The organism is Parageobacillus thermantarcticus, assembly GCF_900111865.1.
In the GTDB taxonomy this organism is placed as follows: Bacteria; Bacillota; Bacilli; order Bacillales; family Anoxybacillaceae; genus Parageobacillus; species Parageobacillus thermantarcticus.
This window is the reverse complement of sequence record NZ_FOJS01000017.1, coordinates 45,680-59,476: the sequence shown is the minus strand read 5'-3', so window position 1 is coordinate 59,476 and position 13,797 is coordinate 45,680. Positions and strand designations below refer to the sequence as shown.

The window sequence follows — 13,797 nt, the reverse complement described above, 5'->3', positions numbered from 1 at the left end:
CAAGGAGATTCGGAAACGTCTAAAACCGATGAACAGTTTGAGCAGTTTAGAAGCCGCGGAAAAAATCGTGTATTTGACCATTCAAGATTTTAATGAGAAATGGGCAGAGCGAAAGTTGCGAGGATTTGCCGAAGCGCAGGAAGCCCTCCAGCGAATGTTTGAAGAACGTTACAATTAACCAAATACTGTAAATAACAAAGTAAGGGGATTCTCCCTTTCCGCACAGGAGACAGAATATTCTGTCTCCTGTGCGGAGGAAACCGACTCCTTATCCATTCTAAATCCATTCAGAGATACCCTATCTATCTTTCATTACACAAAATTCTTGACGGTACCGCTCCATCCATACAATCGTTTAGAGATGTTTATTTAATTATTTGATAAGCTTCATTTATATCCTACATTCATTTTACTATTTCTTCGTTGTTTCGAAACAAACCTGTTTTAATTTTTCCATCACTGTTTTTGATTCAACATTTTTATCATAAGTTTTCATTCACTTTCAGTACAGTAAACGGAATCACCATATCATGGCTTAACCGACATGAAAAGACTGCAAAACATAAAAGTATTGTGACCCAATTCATGAAGAGCATGTTAGTTTGGAAGAAAGACGCGCGTATAGAAAAACGGCTTCCTAATGCTAGGAAACCGCTCGCATGCGCATTTGCTTCCCGATCATCGGTGTTTGCACTTTTTATTGCCAGTCTTCCTCATTCTAAACGACAAGTACCGGCGCAGACGAAGCGCGCTTTCGCTGCTTGTCTCTTAAAACGGATATTGATTAAGCCACTGCCCACCATCCATTGTGATGCATTCTCCATTGATGTAAGCGGCATCATCAGAAAGAAGAAACGCGGCAAGCGCGGCAATTTCTTCCGGTGTACCGAGCCGCCCTAACGGGACGCTTTCAATTGTCCGTCTTTCCGCTTCTTCCGATTCCCAAAGCCGTTCCGCACCTCCTGTCCGCTCAATTGGACCAGGCGCAATCGCATTGACGCGAAATCCGTATTTTCGTCCCCATTCTACCGCAAGCGTTCTTGTCATCGCCAACACGCCTGCTTTTGCACATGCGGAATGAATGACACCTGCACCAGCGTTCCAAGCATACGTAGCAACCATGTTGATGATAGAACCTTTTTGGCCGTTTTTAATCCAATAATTTCCGACCTCGCGACTGCAATAAAACGTACCGTTTAATACGATATTAATGACGCTGTTCCAACCGTTGATCGATAGTTTCTCAGCAGGGCAAATAAAATTGCCGGCAGCATTATTAATGAGAGCGTCAATTTTTCCGAATTCCGCATCGGTTCGCTTTACCATTTCAGCGACTAATTCAGGGTCGCGCACATCCATTGAAATCGGAAGAACTTTCCCGTTTGGTGATTCAATTTCTTTTTTCGCTTCTTCGAGCGCTTCCATCCGTCTCCCTGTAATAACGACATTCGCTCCTTCGGATACAAACCGTTTTGCCATATATTTTCCCATCCCGCTCGAACCACCAGTAATAATGATTACTTTTCCGTTCATGTTTCTCCCCCTTTGCCAAACGACTGATTACTCATTCATTTTTATCTTACTATAAAATGACCGAATTTTCTAACATTATTACTCCCCTATTGTCCTCTGTTTCTTTTTTCCATTATAATAAAACTAATTGTGAAAGGACGGCACATGATGGAACGATTAGAAATGACAAAGATGAATCGACGAACATTTTTAAAAAAATTGCTGGGCACCGGTGTCGGCGGAATGCTGGCGACATTATTTAGTTATTATTACGCTCGCTTTATTGAACCTGGACAATTAACCGTTACTCATCATATCATTTCTCATCCGCTTATTCCGAAAGAATTTACAGGAATCAAACTTTTGCAATTTAGCGACGTTCATTTAGGCCATTATTACGGATTAAACCGCTTTCGCTACATAATCCAAAAAATAAACGAATTGCAGCCCGATATCGTGCTGTTTACGGGGGATTTATTGGATGAGCCAAACAAATATCCGCACATTGATGCAGTTGCCAGCGAGCTTTCACGCATTCGCGCCCCGCTCGGAAAATTCAGCATTTACGGAAATCACGATCACGGCGGATATGGAACAGACATATATCGCTATATTATGGAGAAGGCCGGATTTCAAATGCTTGTTAACGAACATGCCCTCATTAAGCGGAAAGAGCGAAGCTTCATTGCGATTGCCGGCGGGGATGATATGATGCTCGGTAAACCAAATTTTTCTGACATGGTAAAAGCAATCCCTGATTCGACTTATACGATCGTGCTGTTACATGAGCCGGATGGCGCTATGCAAACGAGCCGTTATCCCGCTCACCTGCAGTTATCGGGACATAGCCATGGCGGGCAAGTCCAGCTTCCTTTCATCGGTCCGCTCATTACTCCGCCGCTTTCCGAAAAATATTATGAAGGGTTTTACCAAGTTAACCATTTAACGTTATATGTTAACCGTGGTCTCGGCACGACAAGAATACCGCTTCGCTTTCTTTCGCCACCAGAACTTACTGTCTTTACATTACAACATCAAGCATAAATGATATGAAGCAAAACCGCTAAAAAACGGCCGCTTCTTTGCCTGCCGCCGCATCGCGTATCATCAAAAGATAAAACAAACGAAAGAAAGCGGTTTTGCAAACAAATGTTCATTTTGTATAATAAAAACTAAATTAAAGAAGCGATGAAAAGGAGACATGCTGATGGAACCATTAGAACCGACAGTAGATAACCTAGCAAAAGCGATTTTTACCGTAAACCGCCACGCAAAAACCGCGTTAAACCCATCTTTCCTATATCTTCTTAAGAAAAAAGCTATCGAAAAACTACTGCAAGAAGGAAAAGCGAAAAAAATCGGCTTACATTTTTCCCGCAATCCGAAATACAGCCAACAGCAATCGGATGTGCTTGTCGCTGTCGGCGATTATTATTTTCATATTCCACCAACAAAAGAAGACTTCACACATCTTCCGCATCTTGGAACGCTTAATGATTCTTACCGCAATCCTGTCGCAAGAATGCCGCTGTCCCAGGCGAAAGCGTTATTGCAAGCATACACAGGCGTGAAAGAAACGCCGCCAAAACGAAAAAAACCGTATCAAAAACCGGTATTTAAACGTCTTGGAGAAAGCTATTATTAAAAAAAGCGGTTCCGATTATTGGAACCGCTTTTTATATTAGCAGTAGATGTGCTTCTTTATGCGCCTATCCGACCTTTAGAATGCCCACACCCGATAATCTGCTTTCTATATGTATAAGCGCAAATGTTTATTTCATCAACTTCATTATAAAATATGTGCATCAATCATGTTGACGAGTTCGTCGATTTGCGGTTTGCTTACTTGCGCTGTCGCACCAACTTTCTCGCCTTTATGGCGAAGATCATCGGTAATAAGAGAAGAAAAAATAATGACAGGAAGTTTGTTTAACCTTTCGTCTTCACGAATGCGCTTTGTTAAATGATGGCCGTCCATTTGCGGCATTTCAATATCCGTAATAACAAGTTGCACTTCGTCAGCGATATCTTTTCCTTCATCAACAATCGACTGTAAATAGCGGAGAGCATCCTCGCCATTTTCAAAAAATTCCACCAATACGTATCCCGCTTCCGCTAACGTCTCGCGCAGCAATCTTCTTAATAGCGGCGAATCTTCCGCCACGACGATCTTTTTTTGCGAACGTTCTCGGTTTCCGAGCCGTTTCATTTGCTGTGCGTTTATCCCTAAGTCTGGGTTAATGTCGACGATAATTTTTTCAAAATCTAACAATAAAATCATTTGCCCTTCCAATTTTACGACACCGATAATTTGCGCTTCCAGCCCTTGATACATTTCCGACGGTTTTTCGATCTGTTTCCATGAAATCCGATGGATGCGTGTCACGTCGTGTACGTGGAAAACAACTTTTAGCTGATTAAACTCCGCGACAATAAATTTATCGTGTTCAGGATGTTCGGAAGATGGGAAATGAAGCACTTTTGCCAAATCAACGACCGGAAGCACTTCTCCGCGCAACTCAATAATCCCTTCAATATGCGGATGAGAATGCGGAATTTTCGTAATCGGAAGCGGGTGAACAATTTCACGCACTTTCATGACATTGATCGCAAAACGGTTATTCGCAATTAAAAACTCGACAATTTCCAGTTCGTTCGTACCGCTTTCTAATAAAATTTGTGATTTTTCCGTCATCGTTAATACGTCCTTCCTGCTTTTAATCTATATATTTTTATTATATTGTTGAATACGCAAAGAAGGAATATTTTTTTCGCGTTTATTTTCATAATTGTTTTGCAATCTAAAAATGGTGACAGCACAATTTTGTCGTGACTGAAACGCACCTTGCCGGCTTTATGTCGCAGGCAATCTTTGTTGCTGCAAATCGTCATAATTGCGTTAGAGGAACAGGTGCAACACGCACGGCTTAGATAAAAATCCATTATTTCTTCTCTTTGGAATCATTCCCTTTATGAAAACGGAACCATCCGTTCCGTTTGAACCAAAAAAACATAGAAACCGCAATCACCGCCATTACCCCAAGGACCGTAAAGTAACCGTACTTCCAATGCAATTCCGGCATATAATCAAAGTTCATTCCATAAATGCTCGAAATGAACGTTAACGGCATAAAAATCGTCGTAATGACCGTCAATGTCATCATAATAGTGTTCATCCGGTTCGAGTTAAGCGACAAATAGCTATCGCGTATATCAGATGTAATTTCGCGATTCGTTTCAATCATTTCCGCCAACTTTAGAAGATGATCGTAAATATCGTGAAAATATAGTTGTCGCTCCTTCATTCGCTGCAGACGTTCCGAATGAATAATCCGGTACAGCAAATCGCGCATTGGCACAATCGTTCTTCTTAACTTCGATAAATCGCTGCGAATATCAAACACTTTTTCGATGATTTCTTGAATTGTCTCATCGTTTGCGTTTTCCTCTAATTCATTCAACACATCTTCAATATGATAAATCGGAGGAAAATAGTCGTCGACGATCTTGTCTATGATACGGTACATTACATGGAAAGGCCCTTGCTGGACATCTTCCTCGCTCTTGATTCGTTCCCATACTTCATTCACGGCATGAATGGACTGCTTATGGAAAGAAACGATAAAATTTTGTCCGACAAATAAATCGACTTCTTCGGCTTCCAGCGAACTTTCTTCGATCGCATGTAATACAATAAATAAATATCGGTCATAAAAATCGAGCTTTGGCCGCTGTACGTATTCCAAACAGTCTTCGATCGCAAGCGGATGGAAATGAAAAAAGTCAGACAGCAGCTTTGCTTCATCTTCAGTCGGTTCATGAAAATCAACCCAATACCACGAAACATCAGAGCTATTGACAAACGGAAGCGGAACATCATACATCACGTCAAATTCTTTTGTCACCGCACACGTCCGAATCATATTAATCACCTTAATTCATCATTTACTTTCCTTTACATATGATAACCGAAAATATGCTACATCCCAACCAAAAAAGAGGATATATATTTCATGAATATTTATCAAAATTTTCTTTACTTTTTTATCAAAAATTAGGATAATATAAAAAAGGGAACTTATCGTTCCTAAGCAAGGGGGAATCACATATGTACGAAAAACAATATCCTTACGAAGGCGCAATTTTATTCAGCCAAACGGAAGAAACGAATAGCTATGGTCCGCTTGCGGAAAAAGTGTTGGAACATGCGATATTCCAGTTTCAAAAGCAAAAACTGATGGAAAAAATCGACGAGGCTTTAATGGCGCGAAACAAGTCCCTCTTTTTGGAACTTTCCGCACAATATAATGAACTTCTAAAAAAATACGGTGCGTAATAAGGAGAGAAAGATGTTCGAGTGCGAAACGTCCGAATCATATAAGCAAACAATAAGGTGAGCCGCCTTTTCAAAAATTTCTTTAAGAAAAACAAAGGCGGCTCACTTTTATTTTTTCACGATTCTCACTTCATCGTCAAACATGATAAAATGTTATCAAACGATGATAACGGAAGGATGAACAACTGGTGGAACATCTTATTCATTCGCGTGTAAAAAACATTGAAATATCCGGCATTCGCAAATTTTTTAACATGGTTGCCAACCGTCCCGATTTGATTTCATTAACGATTGGGCAGCCGGATTTTCCGACTCCCGAGCATGTAAAAGAAGCGGGAAAACAAGCGATTACGGACAATTTCACAACGTATACGCATAATGCCGGTTTTCTTGAATTGCGTCAAGCCGCTTGCGATTTTATTCGCGAGAAATACGGACTGGATTATCATCCTAACGAAGTAATCGCAACCGTTGGAGCAAGCGAGGCGCTTGACATTACGTTTCGCACTATTTTAGAAAAAGGAACAGAAGTAATTTTGCCCGGCCCCGTCTATCCGGGATACGAACCGCTGATCCGGCTTTGCGGGGCAAAACCGGTATATATCGATACGCGGTCGAACGGATTTCGTCTATCCGCTGAATTAATCGCTCCTCACTTAAACGAGCGGACTCGTTGTATCGTACTCCCATACCCTTCGAATCCAACGGGTGCCACATTATCTGAACAAGAACTTCAGGAAATTGCTGCGCTTGTGAAAGGGCGACCAATTTGGGTTGTCTCGGACGAAATTTATAGTGAGCTCGTTTACAACGGCCGCCATCATTCGATCGCGAAATGGTTGCGCGAACAAACGGTCGTTATTAACGGATTAAGCAAATCCCATTCCATGACAGGATGGCGAGTTGGTTTTGTATTCGCTCCGTCTTTCGTTACAAAACATATGATCAAAGTACACCAATACAGCGTTTCATGCACATCTTCCGTCTCGCAAAAAGCTGCGCTCGCCGCCTTAACAATTGGAAAAAATGACGCGGAAGCGATGCGCTCGCAATATAAAGAACGGATGGAATATGCTTACAATCGCCTCATCAACATGGGATTGAAAGTCGAAAAACCGAGCGGTGCCTTTTACTTATTTCCATCTATCGCCGCTTTCGGCCAATCTTCTTTCGATTTCGCGCTCGATGTCGTGAATAAAGCAGGGGTAGCACTCGTTCCCGGCAGCGCCTTTTCCGAATATGGAGAAGGGCATGTGCGCCTTTCTTACGCTTATTCACTAGACACGCTGAAAGAAGGATTGGATCGGCTGGAACGATATATTAAAGAAAGACAGTAAGTACGTGCTGACGTACTCACTGTCTTTTTTCTTTCGCCACATAGTTGGAATAAGTTTGCGATGCGCATAATGGACAAAACACCGCCAATGTATCCTCGCCACGTGCAGTCCAATAGTTTAGTAAACCACTCCTGTCGCCGTTTTTTCCTCAACAAGCAAAAGTCCGCCTTGTTGCATCGCGAATTTCTCCTCCTGACTCTGTCTTTTGTAAAACCGGAATGACCGAAAGCGCCCCTTGCCGATTAATGTAATTGATGTCTGCTTCAAGGCCGTGGGCCATCATCCATCGCCCGACCCGCGAAGAGGCAATCACTGTTTTTCCGGCGCTTTCCGTATGATATTTTTCATAAAAAAGCAGCGCCGCCATGGCAGCATCAGACAAACTGCGCTCAGAAACGCCGCATTGAAGCAAGCAAGAAATAAAATAGCCAGCCCCATAAAAATCTTCTAAACAAAATCGCCCTGACGAACCGGAACAAATCGCGACAACTGTTTCAGAGAAATGTTGGCGACAAATATGTTCGGCAAGCGCCTGCCCATTGAGCAAGCTCCCGACGTAAAGATGATTGGCATTCATCGCCTTGCGAATCGCAACCGTTCCGTTTGTCGTTGATAAAATAATCGTCTTTCCTTGACAAAATGTTTGCAAAAAAAGGGGAGCCGGAGGACGAAACCCATCAATCGTTCTTCCTTCATACTCCCCGACAAGTTCATAACTGCCGTGCGGTAGCGAATTCGCCCTCTCTTTTGCTTCATGCGCGCTTTTCACCGGAATGACGGAAGCGGCCCCGAATGAAAGCGCAGCGGTGATCGTCGATGTGGCGAGCAAAATGTCAAACACCACCGCCACTTTTCCGTTTCCTAAAGCTGCTTCGTCAATATCTTCTTTGCGAAACACAACATGAACCTTTGTCATATATTCACCTCAACGCATCGCTAACTGCCATGCATGTTTGACGAGTGCTGGAACAAACGTGCCAAAATGGCGGAAGCGCTCATCATTTGTTTGCCCACGGCGATAGCGATAATAAATTTGTTGGCAAATGACAGCAAGCTTAAAGTAAGCAAACGTTAAATAAAAGTGCATATTCGAAACGTCGCGTCCGCTTTTTTCCGCATATTCCTGAATAAATTCATCCCGCGTATAAAATCCACGATATACAGTAACCGGCGTTTTTCCAAACCCGTTTTTTAACGACGGCGGATCGTCATCTTGAACCCAATAACTCATTGCCACTGCCAAATCTGCTAGCGGATCCCCAACTGTCGCCATTTCCCAGTCGAACAACCCGACCATTTTCGTAATATTATCTTCAGCAAACAACGCGTTGTTTAATTTATAGTCATAGTGAATAATTGCCGCTTCACTTTTTTCTGGAATATGACTTGCAAGCCATTTCGTTAACGCTTCCACCTCTCGAATATCATCCGTCTTCGCCCGCTCGTACCGTTGAATCCAGCCATGAACTTGCCGCTCCATAAATCCTTCCGGTTTCGCCATGTTTGCTAAACGCGTTTTCGTATAATCAAGACGATGAAGCGCCACAAGCGTGTCGACCATTGTTCGCGAAATATTTCGACATATTTCTTCCGTCGGAGTGACGTGTTCTGGAAATTCTGTGTCCAATACGATTCCTTTGCACCGCTCCATAATGAAAAACGGGCTTCCGATAATTGATTCGTCATCGCAAAACAACAGCGGCTTTGGCGCTAGCGGAAAAATCGGATGAATTTCTGTGAGCCATGTGCTTTCCCGCTTCATATCGTGCGCTTTCGGAGCCACCGGACCGAGCGGCGGGCGGCGCAGCACCGCTTCCCATTCACCGCACGATAGCAAATACGTCAAATTAGAACGCCCCGCCGAAAATTGCTGGATTTGCAAAGGCTCTTCCGGAAGATCCGGAATTGTCTTTCTTAAAAAATTCGTTAGCTTTTCGACTGGCAACTCTTCTCCTTTGCGTACGGGAATAATCGCCGCCACTACTGTTCCCCCTTTCCGTTGCGGGTATTTTTGGCCCTTCCTAATGAATCACGATTAGTGCAAAACCGAAAATTTTCCTTGCGCAGTCAAACGCCAGCGACGATTGCTGTTCCATGTAACCGTCGCCAATACAGCAATGTTTTTTTACTGACCAGTTAGTATGCAAAATAAGCGACGAAAAGCGGCGCGCTTCGCTATGCTGACAACGTGCGGTAGACGCGACCGTCGAACTGTTCCGTCTCGTTGCAAGCCTACGGAATTAGTTGTTGATAGATTGCTTTTTCTCCATTCCTTCCAGCAAAATCGCAACCATTTGTTTCGCTACTTCGAAATCGCTTAGTTCACCATCAGGCCGAAACCATTGATAACTCCAGTTTGCCGCTCCCAACACCGTCAATGTCGCGATAGACGGGTGCAAATCTTCGCGAAACTCCCCGCTTTTTATTCCTTTTTCAATTAACGATTGAAGTTCGTAGCGAAATAAGTCGCGCTTTTCGACAATTTTTCTTAAATGTTCTTCATTTAGATGTTTCATTTCCCGGAAAAAAATGCGCGCTTGTCTCCCTTGTTTCTCAATGTTATGAATCAGCATATAGACGATGTCCAATACTTTTTCTTTTATCGATTTTGCGGGATCGTCGATAATTTTCTTTTGCTTTTCAAGCAATCCTTCAATATAGCCGAGATGAATATCCATTAGCAATTCTTCTTTGCTTTTAAAATAATAGTAAAACGTTCCTTTTGTCACTCCTAGTGCGTCCACAATGTCTTGAATCGAAGTTTCGCTAAATCCGTTTTGTTCAAATAGCGCGATGCTTGCTTCCATAATTTTTTCCTTCACGCTCTTCCACCTTTCCTGTCCTGTTTCATTCCTGTCATTATATCATAAAACGGTCAAGCCGATATGGCAACAGACATTTGACTTGACCGTTTTGGAAGAGCGCGCTTCTTTCTTATTTTGAGTCTGTGCGGAGCGCTTCTTCGCGAAGGGCGCGGCGCAAAATTTTTCCGACGTTTGTTTTCGGCAATTCGTTGCGGAATTCCACAATGCGCGGCACTTTATAAGCGGCTAAATTTTTGCGGCAATGGGTGATAATTTCCTCTTCCGTTACTTCTTTTCCATCTTTTAATACAATGATCGCTTTTACCGTTTCGCCGCGGTATTGATCCGGCACGCCGATCGCTACCGCTTCTTTCACCGCCGGATGTTCATAAAGCACTTCTTCAATTTCACGCGGATAAATATTGTAACCGCTCGCGATAATCATGTCTTTTTTCCTGTCGACAATCGTGACATACCCTTCTTCGTCGACGGTTGCCAAGTCGCCCGTATATAACCATCCATCGCGAAGCGCCACCGCCGTTTCTTCCGGCATGTTCCAATATCCTTTCATCACCTGCGGACCACGGATAATCAACTCTCCGACCTCGCCGGGCTTCAGCTCTTCTGTCCCTGTTGCTACATCAACGATTTTATATTCCGTCATTGGCATGCCGATTCCTACCGTTCCTGGCTTTCTTTCGGCAAATGGCGGATTGCAGTGCGTCACTGGCGATGCCTCGGATAAACCGTATCCTTCTAGCACCGTTGCGCCCGTCTTCTGTTCAAATTCCTTCATTAACTCGACTGGCATCGGAGCGCTTCCGCTATTGCACGTTTTAATGCTGTTGATGCCGTACTTCTCCACTTCCGGTGTGTTCGTAATCGCGACATACATTGTCGGCACTCCCGGAAAAACAGTCGGCTGCTTCTCTTTAATGGTCTCCAGCACTTCTTGCAGTTCGAAACGCGGCAATAAAATATTATTTGCTCCAACATAAATCGCCATATTCATTCCCGATGTCATCGCAAACACATGGAAAAGCGGAATAACAGTTAAATACCGTTCCTTTCCTACCTCATACGTTCCTTTGAAAAATTCCGCGCATTGCATGACGTTTGCTAAAATGTTCCGATGAGTTAACATCGCGCCTTTTGAACGCCCGGTTGTTCCGCCTGTATATTGCAGCACGGCAACATCGTGCTCCGGCTCGATCGGTACCGGCTGTACGTTTCCACTTCCTTGCGCAAGAAACTGTTCAAACGTCACATCTGGTGAAAATGACGCTCCCGCTTGCTGGAAGCTGACGACAATCGCCCGCTTGATCGGCGTGTCTTTGCGCACCGCCTGCAACCGTGGATAAATGGCGTCATAAATGACAATTGTTTCCGCTCCCGAATCAGTTAAAAGATGAAGCAGCTCACGCTCAACAAGCATCGGGTTCACTTGCGTCACAATCGCGCCAACGCGCAAAATCGCATAATAAGCGATGACATATTGCGGGCAGTTCGGCAGCATAATGGCAACGCGATCGCCTTTTTGCACGCCTTGCTGCTGCAGGCTTGAGGCAAATTTCTCAACAGCATAGGCAAGCTCGCCATACGTCATCACTTTATCATAAAAAGTCAATGCCGGATTGTCGCGATATTGTTTGGCGCGTTCTTGCAAAATATCGCACAGCGTGATATCGGGAATGGCAAACTGGAAAGCGATATGTTTTGGGTATAACGAAGCCGCCTTCTTTTCGTTCATTTTTTCTCCTCCCCCCTCTTTTTAAGAGCCAGCATGCGTGCCGCCATCGACAACGATGAGCGAACCCGTCACAAAATCGGAAGCGCGGGACGCTAAAAACAACACCGCACCTTTCAAATCATCTTCTCCACCGAAGCGTTTTAGCGGCGTGTTCTCCAAAATTTTTTCCCCAACTCGTTCAAGAATGACCTTTGACATTTTCGTTGGAAAAAATCCCGGGGCAACGGCATTGACATGAATGCCGTATTTTCCCCATTTTACCGCTAAGTCTTTTGTAAACGTAATGACGGCCCCTTTGCTCGTGTTGTAGCCAATCGTATTTAACACTTCCGGATTTGTTCCACCAAGCCCGGCGACAGAAGCAATATTGATAATTTTGCCGCTTTGCTGTCGAATCATCACTTTTCCAACCGCTTGGCTCATCAAAAACGTTCCGGTGACATTGACGTTCATCACTTTCTGCCATGCTTCTAGCGGCATTTCTTCCGCAGGTGCCCCCCATGTTGCGCCGCTGTTATTGACTAAAATATCAATTCGTCCAAATTCGTCTACCGTCGCTTGAACGACGCGCTTTACATCTTCCGGATTAGTGACATCACATTGCAACGCAAGGGATTTCACGCCGAGTTTCTCTAATTTCTCTTTTACTTGTTCACACGCTTCCACTTTCCGCGAACATACGACAACGTTAGCTCCCGCTTCCGCTAAACCGACGGCGATTTGCTCTCCTAGCCCGCGTCCTCCTCCAGTGACAATCGCCGTCTTTCCAGAAATTTTAAATAAATCGAGCACATGCATCTTGATTCTCTCCTTTTATTATTGATATTGTCGCAATTCTAATTTAGCGATCTGTTCCTTATGCACTTCATCCGGTCCATCGGCAAGACGCAGCGTACGCGCATTTGCCCAGTGTGCCGCGAGCGGAAAATCGTTGCTAATTCCCGCCGCGCCAAACGCTTGAATCGCGCGGTCAATTACTTTTAACGCTACATTTGGCGCAACTACCTTAATCATCGCAATTTCTTTTTTCGCCGCTTTATTTCCAACTGTATCCATCATATACGCCGCTTTTAATGTAAGCAGCCGCGCTTGTTCAATCTCAACGCGCGATTGGGCAATCCAATCACGGATAACCCCTTGTTCCGCCAGCGGTTTTCCGAACGCCACCCGCTTTTGCACACGCTGGCACATCAACTCAAGCGCCCTCTCTGCCGCACCGATGAGCCGCATGCAATGGTGAATGCGTCCTGGGCCGAGACGCCCTTGCGCAATGGCAAATCCCTTTCCTTCCTCCCAAATAATATTTTCTTTTGGCACGCGAACATGGTCATACGTAATTTCGGCATGGCCGTGCGGTGCATGGTCGTATCCAAACACCGGAAGCATCCGTTCGATTTTCACTCCGGGTGTATCAAGCGGCACAAGAATCATCGATTGTTGTTCGTGTCTTGGCGCATCTGGATTTGTTTTTCCCATGACAATCGCGATTTTGCACCGTGGATCGCCGGCTCCAGATGACCACCACTTTCGCCCTGTAATCACATATTCGTCACCATCGCGGACGATGCTCGCACTGATGTTCGTCGCATCGCTTGACGCAACATCCGGTTCCGTCATCGAAAAGCATGAGCGAATCTCTCCGTTTAGCAATGGAATCAGCCACTTTTTCTTCTGCTCCTCCGTTCCATAACGAACGAGCACTTCCATATTTCCCGTATCAGGAGCATTGCAATTAAACACTTCCGGGGCGATGAGGGAGCGCCCCATCATCTCGCAAAGCGGCGCATACTCCAAATTTGTCAGCCCTGCTCCATATTCACTGTCCGGCAAAAATAAATTCCATAACCCTTCTTTTTTCGCCTTTGCTTTTAATTCTTCGATAATCGGCGGAACGGCAGACCATCGCGATTCTTGCGCATTCAGCTGTTCTTCATACACTTTTTCATTTGGATAAATATAATCTTCCATGAAAACGCTTAATTTTTTTAACAGTTCTTTCACTTTCGGCGAATAAGAAAAATCCATATATTCCCCTCCCTTTATACTAACCGGTTAGTA

13 protein-coding genes and 1 pseudogene are annotated in these 13,797 nt (G+C 44.2%); 5 read left to right on the top strand and 9 right to left on the bottom strand.

All coding sequences use genetic code 11. The annotated features are described in order from the left end of the window. Positions 1-178 (top strand): annotated as a pseudogene (locus tag BM278_RS18350) (IS256 family transposase); the annotation flags it as partial. A 590-nt stretch (positions 179-768) separates the two neighbouring features. On the opposite strand, the gene fadH reads toward BM278_RS18350, so the two are convergent. Continuing rightward, entirely contained in the window at positions 769-1,533 is a 765-nt protein-coding gene (fadH, locus tag BM278_RS09980) for a 2,4-dienoyl-CoA reductase (RefSeq protein ID WP_090949405.1), read from the bottom strand. A gap of 147 nt (positions 1,534-1,680) precedes the next feature. On the opposite strand from fadH, the gene BM278_RS09975 reads away from it, so the two are divergent. Together BM278_RS09975 and BM278_RS09970 are read left to right on the top strand one after the other, a co-directional pair. After that, positions 1,681-2,556 (top strand): metallophosphoesterase, encoded by an 876-nt coding sequence (locus BM278_RS09975; RefSeq protein WP_090949403.1) that lies wholly within the window; start codon positions 1,681-1,683, stop codon positions 2,554-2,556. Between the two features lie 163 nt (positions 2,557-2,719). Beyond that, complete coding sequence (locus BM278_RS09970; protein ID WP_090949402.1) at positions 2,720-3,157, top strand: YkyB family protein; 438 nt, start codon at positions 2,720-2,722, stop codon at positions 3,155-3,157. A 144-nt stretch (positions 3,158-3,301) separates the two neighbouring features. Here the strand turns inward: BM278_RS09970 and BM278_RS09965 are convergent, their stop codons facing one another. Beyond that, a complete protein-coding gene (locus BM278_RS09965; protein WP_090949400.1) occupies positions 3,302-4,207 on the bottom strand; it encodes a chemotaxis protein in 906 nt (301 codons plus the stop codon). A gap of 247 nt (positions 4,208-4,454) precedes the next feature. Then, complete coding sequence (gene corA, locus BM278_RS09955) at positions 4,455-5,435, bottom strand: magnesium/cobalt transporter CorA (protein WP_208601793.1); 981 nt, start codon at positions 5,433-5,435, stop codon at positions 4,455-4,457. Between the two features lie 185 nt (positions 5,436-5,620). On the opposite strand from corA, the gene BM278_RS09950 reads away from it, so the two are divergent. Continuing rightward, positions 5,621-5,848 (top strand): IDEAL domain-containing protein, encoded by a 228-nt coding sequence (locus BM278_RS09950; RefSeq protein WP_090949397.1) that lies wholly within the window; start codon positions 5,621-5,623, stop codon positions 5,846-5,848. 188 nt (positions 5,849-6,036) lie between these two features. Continuing rightward, positions 6,037-7,185 carry an aminotransferase A gene (locus tag BM278_RS09945; protein WP_090949396.1) on the top strand — a complete coding sequence of 383 codons (1,149 nt, stop codon included), beginning with the start codon at positions 6,037-6,039 and terminating at the stop codon, positions 7,183-7,185. Positions 7,186-7,333: 148 nt separating this feature from the next. On the opposite strand, the gene BM278_RS09940 is transcribed toward BM278_RS09945, so the two are convergent. The 6 genes from BM278_RS09940 to BM278_RS09915 all read right to left on the bottom strand — a co-directional run bounded on the left by BM278_RS09940 (position 7,334) and on the right by BM278_RS09915 (position 13,764). Continuing rightward, the gene (locus tag BM278_RS09940; RefSeq protein WP_090949394.1) at positions 7,334-8,101 is read right to left on the bottom strand and encodes a 2-phosphosulfolactate phosphatase; all 768 of its coding nucleotides are present in this window, start codon (positions 8,099-8,101) and stop codon (positions 7,334-7,336) included. 9 nt (positions 8,102-8,110) lie between these two features. Continuing rightward, positions 8,111-9,166 (bottom strand): phosphotransferase family protein, encoded by a 1,056-nt coding sequence (locus BM278_RS09935; protein ID WP_090949392.1) that lies wholly within the window; start codon positions 9,164-9,166, stop codon positions 8,111-8,113. Between the two features lie 259 nt (positions 9,167-9,425). Continuing rightward, on the bottom strand, positions 9,426-10,007 hold the full coding sequence (locus BM278_RS09930; RefSeq protein ID WP_482809932.1) for a TetR/AcrR family transcriptional regulator: 582 nt from the start codon (positions 10,005-10,007) through the stop codon (positions 9,426-9,428). Between the two features lie 112 nt (positions 10,008-10,119). After that, positions 10,120-11,739, bottom strand: coding sequence for a long-chain-fatty-acid--CoA ligase (locus BM278_RS09925; RefSeq protein WP_090949390.1), 1,620 nt, complete (start codon positions 11,737-11,739; stop codon positions 10,120-10,122). 21 nt (positions 11,740-11,760) lie between these two features. Further along, positions 11,761-12,537 (bottom strand): SDR family oxidoreductase, encoded by a 777-nt coding sequence (locus BM278_RS09920; protein ID WP_090949389.1) that lies wholly within the window; start codon positions 12,535-12,537, stop codon positions 11,761-11,763. An 18-nt stretch (positions 12,538-12,555) separates the two neighbouring features. Continuing rightward, on the bottom strand, positions 12,556-13,764 hold the full coding sequence (locus tag BM278_RS09915; protein WP_090949388.1) for an acyl-CoA dehydrogenase: 1,209 nt from the start codon (positions 13,762-13,764) through the stop codon (positions 12,556-12,558). Positions 13,765-13,797: the final 33 nt, after the last annotated feature.